This window comes from Methanosarcina acetivorans C2A (genome assembly GCF_000007345.1).
Lineage (GTDB): Archaea > Halobacteriota > Methanosarcinia > Methanosarcinales > Methanosarcinaceae > Methanosarcina > Methanosarcina acetivorans.
Window position 1 is genome coordinate 2,294,565 of record NC_003552.1, and the last position, 25,828, is coordinate 2,320,392.

Genomic DNA, 25,828 nt, shown 5'->3' on the forward strand with positions numbered 1-25,828 from the left:
TAAATAAACTCATTCCCGAAATAACTTCGGTACTCATCACAAAAACATCAGGCTAATGACTTTATATGCTGCATAAAAGATTCCGCCGTTATTCAATGTTGAAAAGATACGGCCAGATAATTGAGGTTCTCCAGAAATACGGGTTCGGATATATTGTTGACCAGATCGGTCTGGGCAGTTTCGGAGACTTTACTTCCAGGCTCAAAAAACAGGAAAAAAGAGATGAACATAATCTCTCAGGCCCGGTTAGAACCCGCAGGATCCTTGAAGAACTCGGTCCGACCTACATCAAGTTAGGCCAGTTGCTGAGCATGAGGCGGGACCTCGTTCCTCTTGAATACGCCGCCGAATTTTCAAAACTTCAGGACGATGCCCCTTCCTTTGGTTTTGAGGAAGTTGAGCTGATTATAAGAGAAGAACTCGGACTTCCTGTTGAGGATTTGTTCGAGTCTTTTGAGAAAAAACCACTTGCATGTGCGTCAATCGGGCAGGTGCATCGGGCAAAGCTAAAAAATGGTGACGACGTCGTTGTGAAGGTCCAGCGTCCTGGAATAAAAGAGGTAATCGAATCCGATCTGGATATAATGTACAGTTTATCCAGGCTTTTAACCGAACACATCCCTGAAGCCAGACTTTACAGGCCGGTTGAACTTGTTGACGAACTATCGCGCAGTATTCTTGCAGAAATAGATTATTCGCAGGAAGGCTGGAACACAGACCGGTTTGCAGAGAATTTTAAGGACAGCGAGCAAATCCACATCCCCAAAGTGTACTGGGATTATACAGGCACCCGTGTGCTGACCCTCGAATATATCGAAGGGATAAAAGGCGGGCGCGTGGATTTACTTGAAAAGCAGGGGTTTGACAGGAGTGCAATAGCTCTTGCAGTTGCAGGTTCTTTTCTTAAGCAGGTCTTTGAAGACGGTTTTTTCCATGCTGACCTGCATCCAGGGAACATCCTGATAATGGAAGATGGAATAGTGGCATTTCTCGATTTCGGAATGGTTGGGCACCTATCTTCAGAAACAAGGGATATGTTCCTGAACGGGATGACGGCAATGGTTAAAGGGGACAGCTCGCTTTTTGTTGAAGTCTTACGGGATATGGGAGGTATAGATTCTCATGTGGACACAAAAGTCTTGAAAGTGGATTTTGATTACTTCCGTTCCAAATATTACGGCAGGGCTCTGAAAAATCTCGATGCTTCGGTAATAATAGAAGAGTTAATAGAGGTCCTGAGAAAGAATCAGGTTAAAGTGCCTTACAATATTACGCTGCTGGTAAGGGGTACGCTTGCTGTTGAGGGGTTCGGGCTGATAATCGATCCCGATTTGAATTTAGCCGAGCTTGTAGAGCCTTATGCGAAAAACGCAATAAAAGAGAGTTTTTATCCGCAGAACATTGCCAGGGTACTTTACGACAACATTTCCAGCTGGTCCCGCATATTCCAGAGAGCCCCTACAAAAATCTCCCATATCCTCGATAATGCCGAAAACGGTTATCTGGGAATAAAGCTTGAGTCCGAAGAGACTAAAAGGCTGATCTCAGAGATAAATACCGCAAGCAATCGGCTGTCTTTCAGCCTGATCATCTCTGCCATAATCGTTGCTTCATCCCTGATAACTCAGACAAACATGAAACCCCTTCTCTGGGGAGTGCCACTTCTGGGAATATTCGGTTTCCTTCTTGCCAGCATTTTTGGGATGTGGCTTATATTCAATATCTTCAGGACAGGCAGGATATGACTTTCGGCTATTTTCCCGTTTTTGAATTAAGAGTTTGAATTCAGCTTTGAGTGGATGGACGGGGTAGGTCACGTTTCTGGAAGCTTTAACCTAAACCCCATCTTTGAATATCTCCCAACCAGGTCATTGCCCTGTCCTGCACTTTCAAACTCAAACATTCTGGGTAGCTGTAAAACTGTTACCTGCAAATGACGACGACAGCACATGTCCGGGGAGGTCAAGACCCAGTGCTTCTTTTAAGACCTCTTCAATGGTCTCTACAGGAACAAACTTAAGCTCGTTTCTGACTTCTTCAGGCACGTCCTCAAGGTCTCTTTCGTTTTCTTTTGGCAGGATTACTTTCTTTATGCCTGCCCTGTGGGCTGCCAGGACTTTCTCTTTTATGCCTCCAACGGGCAGTACTGCACCGCTCAGCGTTATTTCCCCAGTCATGGCAAGTTTGGGGTCAACCGCTTTACCGGTTATGAGGGACGTAAGGGCGGTAAAGAGAGTCACGCCTGCTGAAGGTCCGTCCTTCGGGGTCGCACCCGAGGGTACGTGGATATGGACATCGCTTGCCGTAAAGTTAAAGCTGTTTTCGGTGCTGGCAAGTCTGGACCTGACAAGGCTCAAAGAGATCTGTGCCGACTCTTTCATCACGTCCCCTAGCTGGCCTGTAAGGGTAAGCTTACCGTTTCCGGGCATGAATGTTCCTTCAATGAAAAGGATGTCTCCTCCCACAGGGGTCCAGGCAAGGCCGGTTACCACTCCGGGAACATTTTCTTTTCTGGCTTCTTCCTGCCTGATTATCTCTTTTCCGAGAACCTCTTTGAGCATGTCCGCTCTGACCACGTAAGGGAGGTCGGTTTTTCCTGACACGATCTTTTCAGACACAAACCTTGCAGTCCTAGCAAGCTGTTTTTTCAGTCCACGGACCCCGGCTTCGCGGGTGTATTTGTCGATGATCCCTTTCAGGGCTTCATCTTCAATTTTGAGCTTGTCCGCATCAAGGCCGTGTTCTTCCAGTATGCAGGGCAGCAGATGATCTTTTGCAATTGCAAGTTTTTCATTTTTCGTGTAACCCGAGATCTCGATTGTCTCCATTCTGTCAAGCAGAGGCCAGGGGATACTTGCCAGTGAATTGGCAGTGGCTATGAAGAATACTTCGGACAGGTCATACGGGACTTCCAGATAATGGTCCGAGAATGTGTTGTTCTGCTCGGGGTCAAGGACTTCCAGAAGGGCACTTGCCGGGTCTCCTGCGTAGGAAGTTGAAAGCTTATCGACCTCGTCGAGGATGAAGACCGGGTTTTTAGTACCTGCTTTTCTCATGCCCTGAATAATTCTTCCGGGCAGGGCTCCTATATACGTTCTTCTATGCCCTCTTATCTCGGCTTCGTCCCTGACGCCTCCGAGGCTAATCCTGACATACTCCCTGCCGAGGGCATCTGCAATACTTTTTCCGAGGCTCGTTTTCCCTGTTCCGGGCGGGCCCGTAAGGAGCAGAATCGAACCCTGTTTTTCCTTTTTCAGTTTCATTACCGCCAGGTGCTGGATTATTCTTTCCTTGACCTTTTCAAGCCCGTTATGGTTGCTTTCAAGGACACGGCGAGCTTCGTCAATATCGATGCTCTTTTTCTCCTCCGTCACCCAGGGAAGGTCGAGCATGAGGTCCAGGTAATTTCTGATAACGGAGCTCTCAGGGTTGTGAGGGCCTCCGGTTTCGAGTTTCTTCAACTCTGACAATGCCTTCTTTTTGACCTCTTCAGGCATCGTTGATTTTTCAATCCTTTCCCTGTATCCTCCTTCGCCTGAAGCGGCATCGTCGCCTCCGTTAAGCTCTTCCTGAATCATCTTCAGCTGCTCCCGCAGCATGGCTTCACGGTTCGACTTGCTTATCTTGTCGGTAACTTTTTTTGCCATTTCCATCTGGAAATTGATGTTTTCTTTCTGCTTCATCAGGATCTCAAAAAATGCAAAATACCTTTCACGAACAGAAACTATCTCCAGAAGGGCCTGTTTTTCTTCCAGTTTTATCGGCATGTACGGCATAACATATCCAATGAGCTGGTCAATGGAGTCCATCTTCTCAATTGGCTTGGTAAACTGTTCAGAGCCCTGGAAGCGGCTGCTTATCTCTCGGATTGCCTTTTTAATGTTCGCCATCATTTCTGCCTGGATATCTTCATCAAGGTCAGGGATATCAAAAACAGGCTTGAACATGGCATAGAACAATCCATTTTTCCGGTACACAGAGACTGCCTCTACCTTCTGGACAGCCTTCGCAATAACCAGATATCCGTCATCAGCAGGCTGTACATAGCCAATTTTAAGCAGGTTTCCGGTTTTGTACAGACTATCTTCCGATATCTCCGAAGGTTTCGTGCCGCTTTTCACTGTCAGCCCGACGGCATACACAGCCTCGGTAGTTTTCATCTCAGCTAACAGTATTTCTCCCGTAACTTTGTCTGCCAGGAATTTCGCCCGGCCTTTCGGGTAAACCACTACCTCAAAGAGCGGCATTATAAGGCTTTCTCTGTTATTCTCGGCTTGTTCTGTGTACATTGTTTATCGTCTCAATTATTATCAAAAATGCTGTCCCGGTTATCCCGGTTATTTAGTTATTTAGTTTGAATTAACCTAACTTTTTCGCCGGACAAAAAAAATTACCATACCTTTTCCAGGAGGTTGATAAGCGTGTCAATTTCTTTCTCGTCCAGAGAACCTGCCATTTTTTCAATGACCCTCAACAATGCGTTTTCTTCGGCACGAGCTATTCTCCGTCCTTTTTCAGTCAGGCGAATGTAAAAGATTCTCCCGTCCTCCGGGGACTTTTCCTTGTACACGCAGTCCATTTTCACGAATTTGTTAACCATCTCCGTGATGGTTGGCTTTGAGTTTCGGGTGATCTTAGCAAGCCTGCTAAATGTCACGTCCCCATGTTCATCAATAATCTTCAGGTATCCGATCTGTTTTACAGTGATATCCGATAACCCACATTCAGAGAGGATCTCACAAGAGCACTCATTTTTGGTTTTGCTCAGGTTTTCAAAGACTATTAACAAATGCTCTTTTTTCTCTGTCATACTAGATCCAGGTTGTTAGTTAGGCATTGCCTAATTAAATACTTTTTGGTGGTTGAGGGAAGATTGGAAAATGAAAATTTAGTCATAAGACTGCCCATTTTTTTAATGCACGGTTCTGTCTTTATTTAATAATCTATTTTGAATTTTGGGGTCAGCTTAGGTTTGCACATGTGAAGGCAGAAAGATCCAATTGTTTTTGCTTGCATCCATTGTTTCCGTAAAACTTGCATTCCCATACCTTTTTATCGCTTTCTGGAACTGCAATTACTAGAATTTTTTGAGGTCTTGTGGTACCAACATATATAATTCGTTTTTCTTCATTCTCATTTATATTTTCGTTTATAAGATCAACATATTTTTTATTTCTGTAAGCTTTTTCTTTTAAAATCAAGAGAACAGCTTCAAAAGTTCTTCCTTTTACCGAATGAACTGTTCCTAAAGTATAATTCTCAGTTTCCACTTCTTTATCTACGAAGATTTGCCCAAATTTTATTTCGTTAGTACCTTTCTTAATTTTAATTTCAAAATCACTTATGCCGAAAAAACAGTCACCCCTAATAACCTCGTTTGCAAGATCCACCCACTCTTTCAGACTTACATCAGTACTTGGTAACCTTGCAAGAAGATCAAATAATCCTATTCGCCATTTCTTAAAATCAATTTGCTCAATGAACTCCTTTAGCTCATCATTTGAAACATACTCTTTCCCGTTTTTTATCGCGAAAATAGTTTTTTCAAGTAATCTAAAAGACTCTTTATAATCTTTCTTATCAAACAGATATTTGCTTTTGCTTATATTCCTATAGTGAATTCTATTTACATCCATCTCTTGTTTGCCATTATTTCTTATTTGTTCTTTCCAAGGTTCCTTTCTAACAAAATCACCTTGATTTCTAATTTCGGTTAAAATATCTTTACCTCTAACCAAGATCGCTACTTTTTCTTTACTAATTGAAATGCCTTTAATTATACAGATTCTTATGAATTCTTCAATTAGTCTATTTGTCTCTAAGTTCAGGGATTTATTTACGTCATATCCCCAAATTTCTGGTTTAAAATTAAAATCTTTGATTTCTTCATTACAAGCGGTTGAAACATAATCAGTTGAGACTATTTTGTCTGTAAAAGCACAAATCTCCTTTGAACTTCTCCAATTTTCATAAAGATTTAGCGTTTCCCATTCTATTTCTTTTCTTGTAAATACTTCCGGATTCGCTGTTCTCCATTCGTATATTGCTTGATTTGGATCCCCTATTAGCATAAGCCTTTCTAATCCATTTTCCAACAAAAGTTCAAAAATTTTCATTTGGACATCAGAAGTATCTTGAGCTTCATCTATAAGAAATATAGGAAATCTGTATACAATAGCTTTTGCAATGTCTGGATACTTTTCCAGCAACTTCATCACAAAAAAATTTGCATCAGCTTGAGTTAAATAACCACTTTGACGTAGTTGGATTTTTGCTGCCTTACAGTAACGATGGCTTAGACTACAATTTGAAAAATGACTGCTATCACTATAACTAATTAAATTTCCATTCTTTTGTCATCGGTTAACGAATTTTATGCACAACTTCGAATACGATGTGTAGTGTTTTTCCAATATAATCCGCTTACATGTTGCATAAAAAATAACACTTTTTGATGTTTTGTTCCTTAACCGAATCCAAATGAATTTCCATTAATGTCATAAGAGAGATTACTTAATTTACATCCACTTTTCTTACATTCGAGCTTTCCTCTGATCTCAGGTTCCCAATTCATTATAATTTCTGGCCTATTTTCGCAATTAAGAACCAAGTGCCCAAAAGGTAATAATAGATACTTATCTATGAAACTATCAATAGTTCCAATGAAATGTGGGTAATATAACCCTGAATCTGCTCCAAAATCCTTTTTCAACTTATCTTCAATTTCTTGCCAAGCAACATTAGTAAATGATATTGCTGCTATTCCTCTATTAGGAGATATCCATTCTTTTAGTAATGAAGAAATTTTAGCAGCAACTACACATGTTTTTCCACTCCCTGCACATGCCTTGACAACAAATACACCATCTTTTTTTATTATATTTATTTTATCTTTACTAAAATCTTCAATCCTCAATACCCAACCACCCATTTTACACATTCTTCTATATATTCTGGAACTCTGAATTTATTTCTTACATCTTCTTTCTCGATTAGTTCCATCATTAAGAATTGAGAAAATTCACCCTTGTCCTTGTTTGATTTTAACTTTTTTACTAAATCATCTGCATTTTTTTCAGTATTTTCATGAGGATTAAAGCGAGGGTGTAACTTTTTATATAAATTTGTTAAAAGGTCTTCATTTAAGAGAAATAGTTCATACTCAAAAGTTTTTTTACCTAAAAATACCTTCAAATTTTCACTATTAAGTTCATCCAGATTCCTTGCTCTGCTAGATACTTCTCCGTCTGATTCATCATCATCTGACAGTATAGCAGCTCTTACTTTTATTTTTTTATCCATATGTTCTGAATTAAATAATTTCGCAAAAGGCTTAAAAGCTACTCCACCGATGTTTACAACTTCAATTCCGTTTTTCTCTAAATCAATACCCAAAATTTTTGAAAAAATATGGAGAAGCATAGCTTCTGAGATTCCTTCTACAAATATTACTCCATTTGCAAAAAATAACTGTGATTTTGTGACGTCAAGAAATCGCTGCAAATATTTTTTATCTGTTTCATCTTCAAATTCAATATCTTTTAAAGGCAAAATGTCTACATTAAAACTATTTTCCATTAAAATAACTGTATCGATATCAGTTTTAGCTGTAATTGTAGGCGAATGTGAAGTGAGAAAAATTTGAATATTTTTTGATTCTATATTCTTAAAATAATTAAACAATATATTTTGTAGTTGAGGATGGAGGTGCGCCTCTGGTTCTTCGATTAAAAGTGCGATGTAATTCTCACTTTTCCTATTTACTCTCTCAATCAAATCGCCTATTATAGTTGCTATGTATATCAAATTGTTATATCCTAATCCATTTTGATATATCTCAAACTTCTGAATGAACTTTTCTAATTTTGAAATCTTGAATTTAAGTTCAGAGTTTGCTTCATTTTTCAATAAGTCTTTTATGTCTTTCTTTAATATCAGTTCGTCTGAATGTGGATATTCAAAGTATTTTTCCCATCCTTCTTCTTCAAAAATATTTTCTATCATTTCTCTTTTTATCTTTTTTAAGATAGGTATATAAATTTTCAATCTTTCTGCAATCTTCGTAAAATCCACTGGAGCAAAATCAATATCTATGCTAAGAGTATCATGCTCAAGAGTCGTATTTTCTAAGTGTTCATTAATCTTTTTTCTTGCATCCGTTATTAGTTCATTCCAATCTTCGTTTGCAGTAATACTTTCGTATATTTGCTGGGCGTGTTTTTCTTGTGCAGTTTCGTCTGGAACTAATTTTAGAAACAGTTGGCCTAATTTGTTTCCTCTATTAGGCTTTAGATAATTCTCAGAATCTCTTAATGCCTCCAAATATACGATGTGAAATAGTTCCATAACTTCTATTGGAATAGTATTTGCCTCTTTTTCTCCTCCCCAATATCTAACCCGAATTTTTTCAATTCCGTTTTTTTTCTCAATTTTATACCTAACGTGAAACTCTAATTCATGGTTTCCATCACCATTAACTTTTAACATCTCAATGAAGACTCCCCTATCCTCTGGAGTCAGTTCAGAAAAAGTAAGGTCTATCTCAATAGTTTGGGCTTTCTGTCCAAATTCATCTACAAAAAAATCCTCATTTGAAACATAAATGCTTCTACTGTAACTACCAATGCCTAGAGCTAATCTCAATGAGTCCAGTATAGAAGTTTTTCCAGAATTATTGGCACCAATAATTACATTTAATCCCGAGTTAAGTTCTAAATTAATCTCTTTAATACATCTAAAGTTTTTGACATGCATTCTCTTTAGATACATAGCAAGGTCTCTCTTCTATTATCGTACTTCAAAAATTTCCAAAATATGAAACATATTTCAGATCTTTGTTGAGACTTGCCATATATATATGCATATTGTTTTCTATTTGAATCATAATTAATTTAAAAAGAATATTGCAATTATCCTATGATTTCTTTAGTTTCTACCAATTTGATAGGTTTTGATAGATATTAATAGAAAAATCATAATTTTACGGATGATGTCAAGCTGTAAGAAGATTTAGAGTCAAAGTTCAGATTCCAAAATATACCAGCCCCCACAAATCAATTGATGAAAATTTATATCTCCTGCTTCTCATACTCTTAGCATTATGCCCTCGTTGTTGAGTCCAAGGGAGATGCCTTCAATAGAAGGTATCCGAATTCCACTGAATTTCTATGTCGTGCTCAAAGAGCCTGTTCTTCTTGCTGGCATGTCTCGTCCACGGGAGTCTACCCCCTGGGAGAAAATTGGGGAAGCCGGTTTTTCAAACGTAGTCTGTCTCAGCAGTTCGGAGGTTAATTACAATCCATATCCTCTCAAATTGCTGTTCTCTGCAGAATTGGAAGACCTTTATTTTGGTTATGGGCCGGAGGACCCTGAAAGAGAGGAGCGGCTTATCAGGCAGGCAACTGCTGTCATAAGATCAAAAATGGATGAAGGAGAAGGGATTGTTGTCCACTGTCTGGGGGGCATAGGCAGGACAGGCACGGTTCTCGGATGTGTGCTCAAGGACCTTGTTTTTTCGGTGGCCGAGGTACTTAACTATCTTGATGAACTAACTATGCATCGAGGCTTTGGAGGGTGGCCTGAAGCTGAATGGCAGGAAGAAATGATACGAAAATACTAACAAAATATTAAGATTTGTCTGACGACTTTTTGTTGAATTCTGATTGAAATTGATAGGAGTGTTTTTTTGATAGCTTTTGATAGTGAGCACTCCGAATTTCGCTGATGAGTTTGCGCTTACTCTTTCAGCCTTTTAAAATCAGGTCTTTTCTATCAATTTGATATGTCTTGATAGATCTTGATAGATTTTGACAGATTCTGATAGATTCTGATAACAAACCACTCAGAGAAGATATATTCAATAAGCCCTCTTGCATACGAAAATAAACTCCTTCCCAGCCTTCCTTTTTTCAACATATCCCAGTTCTGCAAGCCGGAAAAGGTCACTTCTGGCTGTAGCATACGCCACACTGTAAATGGTCACTATTTCTTTGATTGTGACGGGTTTTTCAGGCTGCTTCAAGAACTGCTTGAGGATTTCTGCCTGCCTTAAAGTAAGATTTCCGGATTCGGTAATGATTTTAAGGGTTTGAGCCTGCTCTTTTTGTTTTCTTTCCAGATACTCGAGGGTGTCATCAAGGGCTTTTTGTATGCAGTCGAGATTGTATTTGATGAAATATGTGAGGTCACCGGAATCGTTGGGGGTTCTGTCGGATTCGGTGTAGATGTAGGCATTCCGATACTGTTTTTTTGAGTTATTTATTACTCTTGAGACTGCCATGTACTCGAAAAGCCAGTAGTCGTTTTTGATGAGATACCAGTAGAAAAGAGCCCTTGCGGTCCTGCCGTTTCCGTCGTTGAAGGGGTGGATGTATCCGACCAGGAAATGGATGATTATCCCCTTTATCACGGGATGAATGAAATCTTCATCCTTGCTTTTGGCAAAATCACATAATTCCTTAACCAGCTTAGGGACTTCGGTGTATTCCACAGGTTTATGAAGCAGTGTCCCGTCATGGGAATAAACGGCAATCTCGTTGCTTTCCCTGAAATTGCCTTCGTATTGGGGTTGTTCAAGTGTTCCTCCTGTGATCATCCTGTGGATTTCAAGAATTCTCTCGGGGGTGAAGGCTTCATTTTTTATATCCACTATATGCTTTACTGTATCGTAATTGTTTACAATCATTTTTTCGTCTTTATTTTTGGGCTTCCTGTTTTCCTGCAGCATCTTTTTTGCAATTTCCCTTGTAGTTGCTGCTCCTTCTATCTGGCTTGAAGCGATTGCCTCTTCCATCAGGGAACTGATAATGTATTTTCTTCTATTGTCCTGTAAGGCATCAAGGCTGCTTAGAAGATTTCCTGCTGCGGATTTATCAAGGATGTGAAGTCTTTCATGAAATTCATCTATTAAGTTATACTTGAAAACCCAGTCCCCAAATTTTAAGGATTTTGCTTTTAATTCTCTCGACAATTTCATCAGGTTCCATACAATGACAGGGTCAAGGGGGAGTTTTCTATGTTTTAACTCCTCCCAGTGCAGATACCTTTCATTATATTCATTAACCAAATCTGCAATTTGATCGTCATGACGAAATTTTTCAGCTTCTTCAAGGGCTTCTTTTGAAAATTCAGGGACTTTCGGGAGTTTCATATTACCATTTCTATCAATTTGATTGATTTTGATAGATATTGATAGTTTATTTCCTATATTCTTTTCTATCAATTTGATTGATTTTGATAGATATTGATAGTTCCAAATTATACTTCTCCATATCTGCACTATCGTTTGATAATGTTTTTAATCAATTCTCTTTCTTTTTCCTATCAATTTGATGAGTATTGATAGATATTGATAGTAAAATTGAAGATTGACGACTCGACATCAGCCAGTAAAAAAGAGAATAGAAGAGGTAATTAAGAGATATAATTCAAAAATAATGCTGCCCCTTCAATTTCAAAAAGAGTTTAGTGCTTAGCTAATAGTGCATGGCTAATAGTGTATAGCTAAGTAGGTTACTTTAGTGCACTTATACTGCCCTTTACAGATTTCCGCGACTTATTTTTCAGGCATTGTAAGCATCATAGAGCTGCCAGACCCATATAATCGCCCATATTAAAAATCCAGTCCCGAAGAAATGCATGGCTCCGGTAACCATGAAGGCTAACCAGATGCCAAGTGCCTTGAGAAAATCTCCCTTTACAAGCTGCCCCAGGCCGGGTACGAAAAAAGAAAATAGGGCGGGAACTCCGTGTGTTCTCCTGCATTCCATAGAACTTACCTTTTTTAAGAACTTATCTTTCTAAGAACTCGTCTTTTATAAATACTTAATGAGAGGACGGATATAAATAATTCGATCTGGATGAGTCTTTTTCCTTTAAATTTGTTTCTTAATCTGTACTCTGCAGATCTACAATTCTAAATTTGAGGTTTTAGATTGCATTTCTGGATTCTTTTTAACAGCAGGTTCATATGAGTTAGTCCCGATATATTCTTAGTCAGATGCATATGTTTTCAGTAATAGGATAACAGAATGATAGTCGGAGGGTAACGGATTTTGGGACGAAAGTTAGGTAAAGGTTTTTGTAGTCTTTTCAGGGTATGGGATTTCCGAAAAAGTAGAGAAATCTTCCATAAGTACAGGAGAGAATCACATGTTTAAAGAACTTAATCCCGATGAGATTACTACGGAGTGGAATGATTCTTATCTTTTCAACAGCAGAGAAGATGCTCTGGAAAAACTCGGGGCGTTAAAAAAGAGCTCGGAAGAAATAAACGAAACTTTCCGTCCGGAGTTTGAGAGATTGTCCGGGTCAGTTCTACTGGATTATCTGGAAACTGAAAAGGATTTCTCAAGGTCCACTGATGTTCTCTATATTTACGCATATACCCAGTTCAGCAAAAATGTGAATGACCAGTTTTTTATTTCTCTTATCGAGGGGTCTCAGAACCTGATTACAGAACATAAAATGGCCAGCGCATTTGCAACCGTGAAACTGACCTCGCTTAATAAAGAGGAGTGGGACAGGCTCTTTTCCGAAGAGCCCGGACTTGAGGTATATCGGCCTTATCTTGAAGCAACATATATGAGGTTTGTAGAGCACAGGCCTATGAATGAAGCCCATGCTATATATCTTGCAGATCTGGAAAACCAGCGCATGAAACTGGAGACTGAGGCTATTTCGAAAATAACCAATAAAGTCACGATGGCAGGAAATATAACTCTTGAGAGCGGAGAGGAGTTTCAGGTCAATTCTCAGTCCTATAACACTTTGCTTTCGACAGACCAGAGCCGGGAAAACAGGAAAAGGTGTTATGATAAGAGGTTTTACCATCTGGTAAATGAATCCGATTCAATGGCTTTTCTTTATTCTAAAAAAGCCCGACTTGACGACCTTATAGCAAGAGAACTGAATTACAGGGACTCTTATGAATCCAGCCTGTACGACCTTTATCTCACAGAGGATCAGGTTGATGACATGAGTACGGTTTTCAAGAAGAGAAAACATGTATTTGAGGATTATAACGGGCTCAGGAGGAAAAAGCTCGGGCTTGAAACGCTCAGGCCATACGACCTTATGTTGCAGTTGACTGATCAACCGGGCAAAAATTATACTTACTCAGATGCTTTGCAGGAGGTCCAGAAATCCTATTCCGGGATGGATTCCCGTTTCAACGAGATTTTTCTGGAGATGGCTACAGGGAAGTTCATAGACGTGTACCCTGACCCCGAACATGGAAAACAGCCCGGAGGTTACTGTTACGGGCTCTGTGCCCTGAAGGCTCCTGCCCTGATTTTTATGAACTACAACGGCATTATCAGTGACCAGAAGACTCTTACTCATGAGCTCGGGCACGGAATCAATTTCTATCTGATGGGCAATTCCGTGGATTATCTTTATTGCACGGGTCAGATCTACGAAATGGAGGTCCCGTCCACTTTCAACGAAGAACTCTTTGTCGATCACATGGTCGAAAATTCTGATAAAGAAACTGCAGTTGCCGTGCTTGCCCAGCATATCGGGGAATACCAGAACTATTTTACTCGCCAGCCCATGATTACGGAATTCGAATACAAGGCACACAGCTTATGCGCTGAAAAAAGTAATGAAAACGGAACTGTCAGCGGAGCAGAACTTAATGCCCTCTGGACAGCCCTCTCTAAAGAATACAGGAGTGACTCAGTAGAATATTACGATGAAGACTCTGCGGAATGGACTTACATTAACCACATCTACCTGACAAATAACTACTATACTTTCAACTACGCGATTTCAAAGGCAATCACTCTCGCCCTCTTTAAGCAGTATCGGGAAACCCCGGAGACCTTCAACAAAAACTACATTGCATACCTCTCAGCAGGTTCGATAATGCCTCCTGAAGAAAAACTCAAGAAATGTTTCGGGATCGAAATCAACAGGCAACTCTTTGAAGATGCAATGGACATCGTGGAGTTGAGAATTCAGGAATTGAATGAACTGGAAAACGGATGATGAACCTGAATTTCTCTTAAACCTTTTTTCTCTTAACCTATTTTTTGGTGATTCACCAGGAGATAATGAATTCAGAACTTTCTTACCTATCCAAGGAATATTTTCCTTGACCTATTGAACCTCATTCAAATTCTCAGGTGAATATAAACGCCTCCGCCAGCTTATCTGGCGGCCCTTTCCAAAAAGAAGAAAATACAGATTTGAATGAAAAACAAGACCGAAATTTAAGTTCATTTGACCTGTTTGCTTATCTTTTTCACTCACAAGCGTCTCAGAAGCTTTTACTTGCTGGCATGTTGTTTTTATTCTTCTTTACGTTTACGTTCTCTTTTTCTTCTTTTTTGTCTTCTTGGGAAAGACCGCTCTCCTGCATCGAGCGGGACAGGAAAGACTCGGTATGGCGAATAAGGTTATATGGTTAAAAGTATCGTAATGTAGTCCTCTTGAGCACAGCGAAGCTCATGACTATAACTATAAATTAGTCTGCTTGAGTGAAACTTACTACTAAAACCCATCAAGTAGTCCTCTTGAGCGAAACGGAGTGGAGCGAAAAGGACCTCGTGCTCCCGAAGCGAAACTCGGGAAGCGGAACTCGGGAAGCGGAACTCGGGAAGCAAAACTCGGAAAACGAAATAACTCAGAAAACGAAATTAGAGCAAGATCTCAATCATGTAACAGTGGCTGATCTATTTTCCGTTCAAGCGTTATAGGCATCATAGATCTGTGCGACCCAAACAACCATTCCCATTAAAATCCCGATTCCGATAATGCTCATGAATGCACTGATCAACAGGGCTGCCCAGACGCCAAGCGCCTTGGATACTTGCCCCTTTACAAGCTGGCCCAGGCCGGGGATGAAAAAAGAGAATAGTGCAGGGACTCCATGTGTTTTCTTATAGCTCATAAGTTTACTCTCCCTTATTTTAGAAAATATGCCGATTGAATACTAATTACTATAAATATTCGTTACTTTAATTAATTTGTTTAATTATTAAAATTTGAGGGTAATAAGTTCTTAGTAATATGAATGACTTCAAGCTCCGAAAAAAGCTTTGAAAAAGGCTTCGAAAAAAAAGTCAAAAAAGGCTTATATTCTCGGAACTCGAAAACACCGGTAACTCAGACCAAAAAGCTCAAAGAAAGTTATGATCCGCAAAGACAAAATCGAAAAGCCCTTTGAATGGGACCCGCCTGCTCCTTCAACAGTCTATATTAAAATCAAAAATATTCCTTACGAGACCTTCAAAACAAGGCTGAACCAGGGGCTGGTTACTACCGAGCTTGACCAGATACGGTACCGTCTGGAGAGGCGCATCTACTGCTGCGGAGTCTGTTCAAAGTACATAAACGGGTACTGCATAATCACTAACCGAAGGGTTGAACCCGGATGGATTTGCAAGTCTTTCGTGCCAAAAGAGGAGTTCATATATCTTGATGCCAGGCCTGCCCGAGGGGATTCGGAAGGGTTCAGATACCTCTCGGAAATCGGGCTTGAAAGAGACAGAACGGAGGAGAAAGGGGAAGCCGGAAACCCGGAAACCGGAGGGGCAGAAAGCATTTACGAAGAAGGAGTGGCTCTCTACAGGCAGGGAAGGCTGAGGCTTGCACTCAAAGCTTTTGACCGTGTGCTGGAGGAAAATCCTCGGGATTTTCCAGCCCTATACCATAAGGGAAATTCCCTCCTGAAACTCAAACGCTATGAAGAAGCTCTTGAGATCTTCGAAAGAGCTGCCGAAATCAAGCCTGAGAATGCAGGGCTCTGGACTAACATGGGTTTTGCTTTAAAAAAGCTCGAACGTTTCCGGGATGCGCTTGAGGCTTTCGAAAAATCCATTTCCCTGAACCCTGTGCAGAAAAATGCCTGGGAAGGCAAGGACTCCGTGCTCTCCCTAATAAGCCTGTGTGAAGAGAAGCTCAGCGAATATGAAAAAATCCTGGAAAGAAATCCCGGGGACCCCGATGCCCTGTTCAAAACCGGGAAGCTCTGGCTCAGGTTTGGCGAGCAGGAAAAAGCCATGCAGGCGTTTAAAAACGCCCTTGAGGTAAAGCCTGAAAATGCCGAAGCCTGGAAGCTCCGGGGAAAAATTCTCTTTAAAGCCGGTTCGGAAAAAGAGGCTTTGCACGCTTTTGAGAATGCAACCCGGCTTAAGCCCGATCATCCCGAAGCCTGGTATGAAAGGGGAAAGGTTTTCCTGAAACTCGGAAACCTGAGAGCTGCAGAAAATGCTTTTAAGATTGCAGCTGACCTCTGGGAGAGTAAAGGGCTTAAAACAAGAGCTGAAAGTGCACGTGAAAATATTCGTAGAATGAGCCCAGGAAAGGCATAAGCTTTTCCGGACTTTTTCTGTAGCTGGCCTTTTCTTTAACTTGCTTTTTTAGCTGACCTTTTCTTTAACTTGTTTTTTTAGCTGACCTTTTCTTTAACTTGTTTTTTTAGCTGACCTTTTCTTTAGCTTGCTTTTTTAGCTGACCTTTTCTTTAACTTGTTTTTTTAGCTGACCTTTTCTTTAGCTTGCTTTTTTAGCTGACCTTTTCTTTAACTTGTTTTTCTTTCAAATGACCTTCTTTAACTGACTTTTTCCTTCAACTTTCCGAGCAACCAATTTCTAAAGATTACAGGTAAGCATGCGTAACATAACGCCTCATCATCCTGTGGCTGTTGAAATAATATGCAATCATGCCTATCGAGTTATTTATCAGTTTAAACCATTCGTCTCTGCGTTCGTAGTAGGTGGGGACGATAATGTAGTAGAGTTTGTTGTAGAGGTCATCAAGCTCAGCAAGCCTTGCTTCCTCTCCTGAGAGGTGTTCTTCGGGCTTGGGCCCTATGGACCAGCCGGTTACCCCTTCGATCCACCCTTCAATCCACCAGCCGTCAAGTACACTGAAATTTACGACCCCGTTATGGGCAGCTTTCATGCCGCTTGTGCCCGAGGCCTCGTAGGGGCGGGTCGGAGTGTTCAGCCAGACGTCAACTCCGGAAACCATTTTTGCGGCAAGTTCCATGTCATAGTTTTCCAGAAAGACGATCTTGATCTCGTTTCGGAGCGTTTCGATACTTCTGAAAATATCTCGTATAAGCTGTTTGCCGGCTCCGTCATTCGGATGGGATTTGCCTGCGAAGATCAGCTGAATTCTTCCCCTTCTGTTAATCTTTCTAAGTCTTTCAAGGTCGGATAGGATCAGGGTTGCACGTTTATACTCAGCCATACGCCGTGCAAAACCTATTGTCAGGGTCTCATAGTCCATGCCTGCTCCTGTCCTTTTGTTGACCTCGTCTATGAGGGCTTTTTTTGCATTTCTGCGGGCTTGCCAGATTTCATCGTCCGGAATTCCTCCGATCCTTACCAGAAGTTCAGGCTCATTTGCCCAGCCTGGCAGATAATGGTCAAAAAGTTTCCTGAAAAAAGGAGAAGTCCAGGTATAGGAGTGGACACCATTTGTTATTGCCTGAATAGAGTAGCCGGGGAATAGTTCGCTTGAGACACGGCTGTGCCGCTTCGTGACGCCATTGACATAGTTAGACAGGTTTAGGGCAAAAAGGCTCGTATCAAAGCGGTCTTCCCCTCCGAACCTTCTGAGGATCTCCACATCGTTTTTATCTCGGATAAGGTCGTCCACAAGCCTGTAATCGAACTTGTCATGCCCGGCTTCCACGGGAGTATGAGTGGTAAAAATGCAGAGGTCCTTTACTTTCGTAGCGTCTTTATTATTGCACTTTAAGAGTTCCAGGGCGAGCAGGCTTGAATGCCCTTCATTCATATGATATTTCCGGACCTTAAAGCCCAGAGCATTAAGCATCCTCACTCCCCCTATCCCGAGCACTATTTCCTGTTTGAGCCTGTAGGTGTGATCCCCTCCATAAAGAAAATCTGTGATCCCACGATCTTCCCATGCGTTCCCCTCTACATTGGTATCGAGGAAAATAATGGGTACGCATCCCCCTGTAAGGCTCTTGCAGTTATATTGCCATGCCTGGATTTTAACCTCTCTGTCCTGAATTTTAACACTCACTTCCTGAGGCGTTCGGGTCATAAAACTCGAAGGGGTCCATTCTTCAATTTTTTCGGTCTGGTTCCCCATGACGTCAAGGCTCTGTCTGAAATATCCTTTATTGCTGACCAGAGTAACTGCTACAAGCGGAATTTTGAGGTCTGAAGCCGAACGGATTGTGTCACCTGCGAGCACTCCAAGTCCACCTGCATATGTAGGGATTTCATTGCGAAGTCCTATCTCCATCGAAAAATATCCTATAGTCGCCATATTTCCCCATATGTTTTAAGACTATAAAAAATAATGACAGTGCACCCATTCTGATCACCTTCTTCGAGCGTCACCATTGTGCCAGGATCTGGGCTTGCATCTTCCCCCAGATCCTGAAGCTCTCTCCAACCTGTTTTCTATTTCTGTGATCGGTCTGCCTGTGTCGTACCGAGTGCAGAATCATCGCCGTAGGCAGTCGTACTCACTTTTCTGCTTTTCCTTCAATGCACTCTCCCACGTTGATGTATTCCCATACACCAATGGGGATTTCGGCAGAGCATACGCACACACCATCCGCCAGAGTACTCCTGCGATAGACACCGGCCACGACTTTTTCGGGATCTTCACCTTCGATTTTGAGCTTGACAGTTTCCCCGTCGAGGATATCCTGTTTTTCCGAAACATACTGCTGGACATCGCGATATTTTGCAAGTCTTTCGGTCTCGATTTCTTCAATCAGTCCTCGTATAATCACTTCATCAAATTTCATGTTCTCCATATTTTTTCACATCCTTGGGGCGATGCCCCACAATATGCCCATAGACTTTCAAAATATATAAATATTTCTTTCACTATCGACGTCTAAATAAACACCTATTGATGTCGAAAACTGAAAAATCTATGTCGACCGGTACAAAATACAGGGAGGTCGGGAAAAAAAGAAATATAGCGGGAGTGGGCTGAGTTCACATTTTCAAAAATACGTAGGTTGCGCCGTCATCCACTGCGACCTTCTTGGCAGCGCCGGATGCTACAAGTTTGTCGAGGGCTGCTTTTGCGGTTGAGAGGGCGCAGCCCACCTGTTTTGCGACAAAAGCAGCAGTACGGAATTTTTCGGGATCGAGAGCGGCGAGGAAATCCTCATCGGCATACGTTTTCTGGAATGTCATATTGTTTTATATGTGTATGAAACTATATAAATAGTTCTTTCACTGTCGATATTCATATTCATTAGGAAGAGTCACAAAGAGCTAAATATTCGAATGGTCAAATAGAACCAATAGAAAGTGACTGAAATGATGGACCCTATATTCGTCAGGTCGACATTATAAATGATATATTTTTTCTGGTATTGTTTTTAAACATTCTGCAAATTTGTAATATACTTGAAGCTGGTTAACATATGACTCAAATCTTACGCCCTATATAAGTAACGAAACATTTTTGCAGTAATGTTTTATGTGGAAGAAAATGTGTTTTCCCACAAAAACGCCATCATTAAAAATCCTTGGAAAAAATCAAGTTACCTGCCGAAAGTAGGATGGACGAAAAAGAACAAAAAATGAGGCATGGGCTTTATATCAAGACCGATGCAAATTTTAACCATATGCTGGCTGAGATCCTGCGAGAAGATAGAGAAATCCTCATCGCTCTTGGCAGGTGCTGAGAGTCCTCCGGAGGACTCTTCATTTTGCTGGATATTCGTTTTCTGTTAAAACATACTTGAGATTGTTAGCTGTCCCTTGGGCAGTATCTGCAATCTGAACCGGGATGTGTCCTGCGGCTATGCCATTACCGAAGTCAAATTCAAAAGTAGTTCCATCCAGCGTTATAGTGTCGCAGTCTACCGGATTTTCTGTCAGGTGGATTGTGAGGCCTCCGGCAGCCATGCTGGATGTTGTGTCATTGACCGCTGCAAGAATGCTCACGCCTATGATCATAATGACCGCTACGCGGATGATGCTGACTGCGGTTTTGCCCATCCTGTTTTTCTGTTATTGGCAGCCCTAGCGGGTTCAGGCTGTTCTGTATTATAGCATAGATGGGCATCGTTGGCTCATTTCTCGATGTTGTTAAACCATATCGTGAATTCTGTTCCTTTATTTCTTTTAAGCTCGATACACCCATCTATTTGTTCAACAAGGATATTTACAAGCTGAAGTCCGAGAGAATCAGCAGTCTGAATGTCTATTTCCTCTGGAATGCCTTTTCCATTATCTGTTACTGTAAGCATATAGTGGAAACTAGCCTTTTTATATACATTCTCTTCTTTTTGCAATGTTATTTTTATTTCTCTTTCCCTTTTATTTGGGAAGGCATGCTTCAAAGAATTTGAGAATAATTCATTGACAATGATGCCAAGAGGAACCGCAGTATCCATCCCAAGGTAAACCTGCTCAAAATCCAGTTTCAGATTTATATCATCAGCGTCTATATTATATGACTTTAAAAAATTTTTAGTGAGTTTTTGAAGATAAGCCGCAAAATCTAGACTGTCCATTCCTTTACTTTTGTATAGCTCTTCATGAATCAGCGCCACTGAAACTACACGATTTTGGCTTTCTCTAAAAGCCTCAATAACTTCTGGGGTCTTACATATTTCACGATTAGAGAAAATATCTATTTGAAGGTCAAGCAAGGATGAAATCACCTGTAAATTATTCTTAATCCTATGATGGATTTCTTTTATGCTAATTTCCTTCATATTTTCCAGAGATTCTTCAGCCTTTTTTCGCTCAGTGATATCCTGAGTTGTTCCTTTCATTCGGATGGGGATATTTTTGTTATCAAAAATGACTTTTCCATATGAATGGACTGTGCGCTCTCCGCTAGGCAAAACAAGCCTATAATCAATGCTATAGGATTCTCCTTTTAAAGCTTTTTCAACAGCATTCTCTATGGGGTTTCGGTCGTCTGGGTGAACATAGCTAAAAAATAAATCGAAAGTTGCCTCTAATTTTTGAGGGTCAAGCCCAAAAATACAATATGTTTCATCAGACCAATATACTTTGTTGGTTACAATGTTCCAATCCCAATTTCCGATATGAGCTATTCTTTGAGCCTCAGCAAGGCTTTCTTCACTCTCTTTCAATGAATTATAAGCTTTCTCAAGTTCTGCTGTGCGTTCTCTAACTCTATCTTCCAAACTCTGATATGCTTCTTTAAGAGCTTCCTCAGCATACTTTCGTTCTTGTTCTACCTTTTTTCTTTCTAGCGCCTGCGTCACTGCCGGCGCTATAGCTTCGAGATCTTCCTGCTGCACCAGACTATAGCCGCCTTCGCGGTTTGCAACAGCAAGTATACCTTTTGTATTTCTATCTAGGATAAGGGGCACACCCAGAAATGAAATGAGTGAGGGATGACCTTGAGGCAGCCCGATACTTTCAGAATGTGATGACGGATTGTTAGTAAAGAAGCTCTTTCCACTATTGATTACGAAGCCATATAGTCCGTGAAGGATAAAATCACCTGGAGGGCGACGATGTCCTGTTTTGTCGTACATCAAACATTCCTCCCATCCTATCTCGCTTATTGCGATGTCATGCAGTAGCCCGTCAGCCCCGACTTCACCAACGAAGCCAATTCGGCTACCGGTTATTTCTAGTGCCACAGATAGACAAGCATTCCCCAACTCCTCTTCTGTTTCAACATTCACAACACTGCTGAAGATTCGATTAATTCCCTCCAGAACACTATTATATCTGCGTATTCTGCGCTCCTCTTGCCCGCATTCTATCTCGTACATGTTATCACCACCGTTTCAGAATGAGTATGCATGTTACTATAAGATCACCTTTGTAGCCAAAATATTCCCGTTTGATTAATTATATGGTAAATAGGAACTTAGAACTATATTAAGGATAGTATTGTTTGTGCTCTGTTTTCTTTTTGTAAGTAGTTGATACTTCTTGGTTTTGGCACTATCTGCGAATTAATTGGTGGGAAAACCATCTGAGATGGCTGTCCTTACAGGATGTCTGCGCCAGCCTCCGTAAGACACTGCCTCCCTGAATACAGGACGGAGCAGTGAGCCACAAGCCTACGGCTGGGAGATCGGGAGGACGGGCAGGGATTTACCGGGATGGGTCTTGGAGAGGCTGCAAAAAAGTAGGATTACAAAAATGAGTTTAAGTTGGCATGAGCGTTTCTAATTATTTTATGTAATCTCTTTACATCTAATCTAATACCTATGAGTATATATCAGCTTGTCCTATTATGAAAATAAGTCTCAAAAATTTATTTGCTTTGAGTTTATTGTTTTAATAATTGAGGGTCAGTACTTTTATGATCAGCTTTATTAATATAATTAAGTTCAGAGTTTATATACAGAAAAACAGACTCTAACCCGGAGATGAAAAGTATGATCATAATCCATTTTATTTTCAAATGCATCTCTTGAGTTACAGGCATGAATAACAAAGGTAACAAAATGCCTACAATTGATACATAAATAAGCGATCCAAAACACTTTTTGGTATTGGTAGTTAATTATAGTTATATATTATGAAAACCTATATTTCTGCATGAACTGCCCAAGATGCAAAAGTTCCAATCACACAAAAAACGGTATAGTTTGTGGACGTCAACGCTACAAATGCCACGATTGTGGATATAACTATTCAGTCGAGCTAAAATCAACTGCTAGTTCTCCTTTAGTTAAGAGACAGGCTTTGCAACTTTATCTTGAAGGATTAGGATTTCGCTCAATAGGACGATTTTTAGGGGTAAGTCATGTTTCTGTCCAAAAATGGATAATGAAATTTGGTCAGGAGATAGGGGAGCTAAAAAGCGAAAATGAGATCTCTATTGTTGAACTGGATGAGATGCACACTTACATCGGTAACAAAAAAAATATTGCTGGATCTGGATTGCTGTTGATAGAGTTGGGAAAAAGTTCATCAACTGCTCTTTTGGTAGCAGAGGAACGAAAACTGGACAACTACTCTGGGAAAAATTAAAGAAGAAAGAGATTGGAGAGGTGATGACTGATCACTGGAGGGCATATGCAGAGTTTATTCCTGAAAATATTCATACTCAATCCGAAGCAGAAACGTATACAGTTGAAGGATATAATGGCATATTAAGGCACTTTCTGGCAAGGTTGAGACGAAAGACAAAGTGTTATACGAAGAGTCTTGAAATGCTAAAGTACTCTGTTCTTCTATTGATGAAACACAGAAATAAAGAGTTATCTATATTTAGTTAACAATACCAAAAAATTTAGAGGATATTTGAGGAACATTTTTGAATTAAACCCTTCGCTTGGTTCTTATTTTAATGACATTCAGGTATCAATGGGGTATAAACCTCAACTTAAAGAATTATCTTTCAATAATATTTTCAAGCTAGAGTTATCAAGATGCAAACTTGGATATTCTAATCTTGAATCATTTATCAGAGATTACAACCAGAACCAAGCTCTAAGGAATGAATTAAAAATCAAAAGCGGAGAAAAGATTACTCTTTCTTCTTATCGACGAAACCTAAAAATGATTTATCCTTATCTGGACAAATATGCAGAATTACTAATCCAAGAATGTAGAAATCTTAACCTTATTGGTGACAAAATCTGGATTTGGGATCGAAGATTTTTTGAGTGTAATTGCAGTGGTTTGAAAAATAAAGAGACTGGACAGCTTTCCGATCCAGATGCTGGACATTATGTCAAGAAAACAGGTAAATTTAGTGTATTATCAGGAACAGGATACACTGATACATGTATTGTTGATAGCTGGTGGGGTTTACCTGTGTCAAGGGCGGTTAAGAATCTTCCAATTTCGGCGGTTTAAAAACTTCCAATTCTCAATCCTTGTGAAAAGTTCGAGGATTGTAGATAATGCTGAAAACGGAGGAATGGCTATCGATACGAGATTTGTATTCACAAGGCTTCAGCATCAGTGAGATCTCTAGAAGAACAGGTTATGCTAGGGAAACTGTGAGGAAATATCTTAAAAAGAAAACTGCCCCAGAACCTCAGAAACGTCCGCCAAAACCGAGTAAACTTGATCCTTTCAAACCTTACATACAAGAAAAACTCAAAGAAGGTCCTTATACTGCTGTTCGCCTTTATAGGGAAATCAAAGAAATGGGTTTTGATGGAGGAAAAACCATAGTCAAGGACTTCGTAAGAGAAGTCCGACCTAAACAGGGAGTCCCTGCTGTACTCCGCTATGAAACAAAACCAGGTGTACAGGCTCAGGTTGACTGGGCAGAGATGGGAACAGTTGAGGTTGATGGAAAGATAAAGAAACTCTTTTGCTTCAACATGATTCTTGGATATTCCAGGATGAAATATGTTGAATTTACACTGGGCATAGACACTTCCACTCTTATCCAGTGTCATCTGAACGCCTTTGAGTACTTTGGAGGATTTACACAGGAGATTCTCTATGATAACATGAAACAGGTTGTTATCAAAAGAGCCTTAAAATCATCAGATTCTGAATGGAACTCACAGTTTGAGGATTTCTTCAAATGCTTTGGTTTTATTCCACGGTTATGCAGGCCTTACAGGCCTCAGACAAAAGGTAAAATTGAAAATACGGTAGGCTATGTCAAGAGGGATTTCTTCCTTGGAAGACGATTTACCTCTCTCGAAGACCTGAACGCCCAAGTTCACAGGTGGTTGGAAAGGGTAAATTCAACTGTCCACGGAACAACCTATCAAATCCCCCTTGAACGTTTTAAGGAGGAGAAACTGATCCCTCTGGATCAGGTTCCTCCTTACAAAGTTGTCCATAAGGAGACCAGAAAGGTCTCCAGAGACTGTTATATTTCGTTCCTTGGAAATAAGTATTCTGTTCCTTACAGGTTTGCAGGGAGAACTGCAGAGCTTCAGATCCTTGAAGGAATATTCGAGGTCTATGTTGATTATGAGAAAGTCTGTGAACATGAAATCCTTCCTGGAAACTGCAGAGTTTCAAGGAAAAAGGAACATTTCCAGGGTCTCCTGAGTGAGATTCTTAAAGAGAACTCAAAATGCAAAAAAGATTCACAGATCCCGTTGAAGTTCTCAGATCCCGAAGTTGAAAAAAGGTCTCTTGATGTCTATGAAATATTTAGTGAAGGTGGTTTTGAATGAACAACTTCACCTATGAGAGACTTCACAATAACCTGCAATACCTGAAACTTAATTCTATCGAAGAGCTTCTGGATAACTACCTTGAAATTGCTGCAAGGGACAACAAGACAACAATGGAAGTCCTTGATTACTTGTTTGAACAGGAAAAGAAACACAGAGAAGCTGTTGCAATTGAGAGAAGGATGAAAAGTGCAGTTTTTCCCGTTAAAAAGACTCTTGAGGAATTCGATTTTGAATTTCAGAAATCCATTGATAAAAAAGCAATCGAAGACCTTGCAACCTTGAGATTTGTTCATAATTCAGAGAATGTCGTTTTCCTTGGTCCTCCCGGAGTTGGAAAGTCTCATCTTGCAATCGCTCTTGGGATTGAAGTAGCAAAAGCAGGGATTTCGGTTTACTTTACCAATACAGGAAACCTTATCGAGAAGTTGAAAATAGCAAATCGAGAAGGAATGCTTGAAAAGAAACTAAGGGACTTGATGAAATATAAAGTGCTGATAATTGACGAAATAGGGTATCTCCCATTTGACGAAGAAGGAGCTCACTGCCTATTTCAGCTGATCTCAAGACGGTATGAAAAGAGTTCAACGATCTTGACATCAAATAAATCATATGGAGAATGGGGAGAGATATTCAAGGACCATGTAATAGCGGCTGCTGTACTTGATAGGATTCTCCACCATTCAACTACGATTAACATCAAAGGGGAAAGTTACAGACTGAAAGAAAGGAAGAAACAGGGAATAAAAACAGGAAATATATGCCAGTAATTTC

The 25,828-nt window shown here is 40.4% G+C and carries 22 protein-coding genes; 9 read left to right on the forward strand and 13 right to left on the reverse strand.

Translation table 11 applies throughout. The annotated features are described in order from the left end of the window. Positions 1-95: 95 nt before the first annotated feature. The gene (locus MA_RS09710) at positions 96-1,745 is read left to right on the forward strand and encodes an ABC1 kinase family protein (protein WP_226990817.1); all 1,650 of its coding nucleotides are present in this window, start codon (positions 96-98) and stop codon (positions 1,743-1,745) included. A 150-nt stretch (positions 1,746-1,895) separates the two neighbouring features. On the opposite strand, the gene lon is transcribed toward MA_RS09710, so the two are convergent. The 5 genes from lon to MA_RS24500 form a co-directional block, all read right to left on the reverse strand. Next, positions 1,896-4,289: an endopeptidase La gene (gene lon, locus MA_RS09715; protein WP_011021863.1), complete on the reverse strand. Its 2,394-nt coding sequence runs from the start codon at positions 4,287-4,289 to the stop codon at positions 1,896-1,898. A gap of 101 nt (positions 4,290-4,390) precedes the next feature. Continuing rightward, positions 4,391-4,810, reverse strand: a complete 420-nt coding sequence (locus MA_RS09720) for a MarR family winged helix-turn-helix transcriptional regulator (protein ID WP_011021864.1) — start codon at positions 4,808-4,810, stop codon at positions 4,391-4,393. A 151-nt stretch (positions 4,811-4,961) separates the two neighbouring features. After that, positions 4,962-6,338 (reverse strand): UvrD-helicase domain-containing protein, encoded by a 1,377-nt coding sequence (locus MA_RS09725; protein WP_226990855.1) that lies wholly within the window; start codon positions 6,336-6,338, stop codon positions 4,962-4,964. A gap of 128 nt (positions 6,339-6,466) precedes the next feature. Further along, positions 6,467-6,916 carry a UvrD-helicase domain-containing protein gene (locus tag MA_RS09730; protein WP_157860155.1) on the reverse strand — a complete coding sequence of 150 codons (450 nt, stop codon included), beginning with the start codon at positions 6,914-6,916 and terminating at the stop codon, positions 6,467-6,469. Next, complete coding sequence (locus MA_RS24500) at positions 6,913-8,769, reverse strand: ATP-dependent nuclease (RefSeq protein WP_157860157.1); 1,857 nt, start codon at positions 8,767-8,769, stop codon at positions 6,913-6,915. The genes MA_RS09730 and MA_RS24500 overlap by 4 nt, the downstream gene beginning before the upstream one ends. A 331-nt stretch (positions 8,770-9,100) precedes the next feature. Here MA_RS24500 and MA_RS09740 point away from each other — a divergent pair, with 331 nt between their 5' ends. Beyond that, positions 9,101-9,619, forward strand: coding sequence for a protein-tyrosine phosphatase family protein (locus MA_RS09740; protein ID WP_011021868.1), 519 nt, complete (start codon positions 9,101-9,103; stop codon positions 9,617-9,619). A gap of 237 nt (positions 9,620-9,856) precedes the next feature. Here MA_RS09740 and MA_RS09745 read toward each other — a convergent pair whose 3' ends face one another. Next, entirely contained in the window at positions 9,857-11,149 is a 1,293-nt protein-coding gene (locus tag MA_RS09745; RefSeq protein ID WP_048065247.1) for a Fic family protein, read from the reverse strand. 412 nt (positions 11,150-11,561) lie between these two features. Continuing rightward, positions 11,562-11,768 (reverse strand): hypothetical protein, encoded by a 207-nt coding sequence (locus MA_RS09750; protein ID WP_011021870.1) that lies wholly within the window; start codon positions 11,766-11,768, stop codon positions 11,562-11,564. Positions 11,769-12,150: 382 nt separating this feature from the next. Between MA_RS09750 and MA_RS09755 the strand changes: the two genes are divergently transcribed. Next, on the forward strand, positions 12,151-13,989 hold the full coding sequence (locus MA_RS09755) for a M3 family oligoendopeptidase (protein ID WP_011021871.1): 1,839 nt from the start codon (positions 12,151-12,153) through the stop codon (positions 13,987-13,989). A gap of 697 nt (positions 13,990-14,686) precedes the next feature. Here MA_RS09755 and MA_RS09765 read toward each other — a convergent pair. After that, complete coding sequence (locus MA_RS09765) at positions 14,687-14,893, reverse strand: hypothetical protein (RefSeq protein ID WP_011021873.1); 207 nt, start codon at positions 14,891-14,893, stop codon at positions 14,687-14,689. A 241-nt stretch (positions 14,894-15,134) separates the two neighbouring features. On the opposite strand from MA_RS09765, the gene MA_RS09770 reads away from it, so the two are divergent. Then, positions 15,135-16,316 carry a tetratricopeptide repeat protein gene (locus MA_RS09770; protein ID WP_048065248.1) on the forward strand — a complete coding sequence of 394 codons (1,182 nt, stop codon included), beginning with the start codon at positions 15,135-15,137 and terminating at the stop codon, positions 16,314-16,316. Positions 16,317-16,602: 286 nt separating this feature from the next. On the opposite strand, the gene glgP is transcribed toward MA_RS09770, so the two are convergent. The 3 genes from glgP to MA_RS09785 all read right to left on the reverse strand — a co-directional run bounded on the left by glgP (position 16,603) and on the right by MA_RS09785 (position 19,142). Next, a complete protein-coding gene (gene glgP / locus MA_RS09775) occupies positions 16,603-18,252 on the reverse strand; it encodes an alpha-glucan family phosphorylase (RefSeq protein WP_011021875.1) in 1,650 nt (549 codons plus the stop codon). A gap of 202 nt (positions 18,253-18,454) precedes the next feature. Further along, the gene (locus tag MA_RS09780; protein WP_048065249.1) at positions 18,455-18,751 is read right to left on the reverse strand and encodes a hypothetical protein; all 297 of its coding nucleotides are present in this window, start codon (positions 18,749-18,751) and stop codon (positions 18,455-18,457) included. A gap of 187 nt (positions 18,752-18,938) precedes the next feature. Then, complete coding sequence (locus MA_RS09785) at positions 18,939-19,142, reverse strand: hypothetical protein (protein ID WP_011021877.1); 204 nt, start codon at positions 19,140-19,142, stop codon at positions 18,939-18,941. 371 nt (positions 19,143-19,513) lie between these two features. Between MA_RS09785 and MA_RS29350 the strand changes: the two genes are divergently transcribed. Beyond that, positions 19,514-19,639 (forward strand): hypothetical protein, encoded by a 126-nt coding sequence (locus MA_RS29350; RefSeq protein WP_282680030.1) that lies wholly within the window; start codon positions 19,514-19,516, stop codon positions 19,637-19,639. A gap of 19 nt (positions 19,640-19,658) precedes the next feature. Here the strand turns inward: MA_RS29350 and MA_RS09790 are convergent, their stop codons facing one another. Both MA_RS09790 and MA_RS09795 read right to left on the reverse strand, forming a co-directional pair. Beyond that, on the reverse strand, positions 19,659-19,955 hold the full coding sequence (locus MA_RS09790) for a hypothetical protein (protein WP_011021878.1): 297 nt from the start codon (positions 19,953-19,955) through the stop codon (positions 19,659-19,661). Positions 19,956-20,029: 74 nt separating this feature from the next. After that, positions 20,030-21,718, reverse strand: a complete 1,689-nt coding sequence (locus MA_RS09795; RefSeq protein WP_011021879.1) for a sensor histidine kinase — start codon at positions 21,716-21,718, stop codon at positions 20,030-20,032. A gap of 778 nt (positions 21,719-22,496) precedes the next feature. On the opposite strand from MA_RS09795, the gene MA_RS25415 reads away from it, so the two are divergent. The 4 genes from MA_RS25415 to istB all read left to right on the forward strand — a co-directional run bounded on the left by MA_RS25415 (position 22,497) and on the right by istB (position 25,824). Next, positions 22,497-23,179, forward strand: a protein-coding gene (locus MA_RS25415) for an IS1 family transposase (protein WP_085984841.1) whose coding sequence is annotated in 2 segments (ribosomal slippage) — positions 22,497-22,817 and positions 22,820-23,179 — 681 coding nt in all. Because the reading frame shifts where the segments join, the coding sequence is not laid out codon by codon here. A 25-nt stretch (positions 23,180-23,204) separates the two neighbouring features. Then, entirely contained in the window at positions 23,205-23,762 is a 558-nt protein-coding gene (locus MA_RS09810; RefSeq protein ID WP_011021882.1) for a hypothetical protein, read from the forward strand. Positions 23,763-23,809: 47 nt separating this feature from the next. After that, positions 23,810-25,054 carry an IS21 family transposase gene (istA, locus tag MA_RS09815; RefSeq protein ID WP_011021883.1) on the forward strand — a complete coding sequence of 415 codons (1,245 nt, stop codon included), beginning with the start codon at positions 23,810-23,812 and terminating at the stop codon, positions 25,052-25,054. Continuing rightward, complete coding sequence (gene istB, locus MA_RS09820) at positions 25,051-25,824, forward strand: IS21-like element ISMac3 family helper ATPase IstB (RefSeq protein ID WP_011020063.1); 774 nt, start codon at positions 25,051-25,053, stop codon at positions 25,822-25,824. Before istA ends, istB begins: the two co-directional genes overlap by 4 nt. Positions 25,825-25,828 lie beyond the last annotated feature (4 nt).

What these genes read in the sequence shown, in the direction of transcription:
- MA_RS09710 (WP_226990817.1), top strand. Translation starts at nt 96, where the DNA reads ATGTTGAAAAGATACGGCCAGATAATTGAGGTTCTCCAGAAATACGGG.
- lon (WP_011021863.1), bottom strand. Translation starts at nt 4,289, where the DNA reads ATGTACACAGAACAAGCCGAGAATAACAGAGAAAGCCTTATAATGCCG.
- MA_RS09720 (WP_011021864.1), bottom strand. Translation starts at nt 4,810, where the DNA reads ATGACAGAGAAAAAAGAGCATTTGTTAATAGTCTTTGAAAACCTGAGC.
- MA_RS24500 (WP_157860157.1), bottom strand. Translation starts at nt 8,769, where the DNA reads ATGTATCTAAAGAGAATGCATGTCAAAAACTTTAGATGTATTAAAGAG.
- MA_RS09740 (WP_011021868.1), top strand. Translation starts at nt 9,101, where the DNA reads ATGCCCTCGTTGTTGAGTCCAAGGGAGATGCCTTCAATAGAAGGTATC.
- MA_RS09745 (WP_048065247.1), bottom strand. Translation starts at nt 11,149, where the DNA reads ATGAAACTCCCGAAAGTCCCTGAATTTTCAAAAGAAGCCCTTGAAGAA.
- MA_RS09750 (WP_011021870.1), bottom strand. Translation starts at nt 11,768, where the DNA reads ATGGAATGCAGGAGAACACACGGAGTTCCCGCCCTATTTTCTTTTTTC.
- MA_RS09755 (WP_011021871.1), top strand. Translation starts at nt 12,151, where the DNA reads ATGTTTAAAGAACTTAATCCCGATGAGATTACTACGGAGTGGAATGAT.
- MA_RS09765 (WP_011021873.1), bottom strand. Translation starts at nt 14,893, where the DNA reads ATGAGCTATAAGAAAACACATGGAGTCCCTGCACTATTCTCTTTTTTC.
- MA_RS09770 (WP_048065248.1), top strand. Translation starts at nt 15,135, where the DNA reads ATGATCCGCAAAGACAAAATCGAAAAGCCCTTTGAATGGGACCCGCCT.
- glgP (WP_011021875.1), bottom strand. Translation starts at nt 18,252, where the DNA reads ATGGCGACTATAGGATATTTTTCGATGGAGATAGGACTTCGCAATGAA.
- MA_RS09780 (WP_048065249.1), bottom strand. Translation starts at nt 18,751, where the DNA reads ATGGAGAACATGAAATTTGATGAAGTGATTATACGAGGACTGATTGAA.
- MA_RS09785 (WP_011021877.1), bottom strand. Translation starts at nt 19,142, where the DNA reads ATGACATTCCAGAAAACGTATGCCGATGAGGATTTCCTCGCCGCTCTC.
- MA_RS29350 (WP_282680030.1), top strand. Translation starts at nt 19,514, where the DNA reads ATGGACGAAAAAGAACAAAAAATGAGGCATGGGCTTTATATCAAGACC.
- MA_RS09790 (WP_011021878.1), bottom strand. Translation starts at nt 19,955, where the DNA reads ATGGGCAAAACCGCAGTCAGCATCATCCGCGTAGCGGTCATTATGATC.
- MA_RS09795 (WP_011021879.1), bottom strand. Translation starts at nt 21,718, where the DNA reads ATGTACGAGATAGAATGCGGGCAAGAGGAGCGCAGAATACGCAGATAT.
- istA (WP_011021883.1), top strand. Translation starts at nt 23,810, where the DNA reads ATGCTGAAAACGGAGGAATGGCTATCGATACGAGATTTGTATTCACAA.
- istB (WP_011020063.1), top strand. Translation starts at nt 25,051, where the DNA reads ATGAACAACTTCACCTATGAGAGACTTCACAATAACCTGCAATACCTG.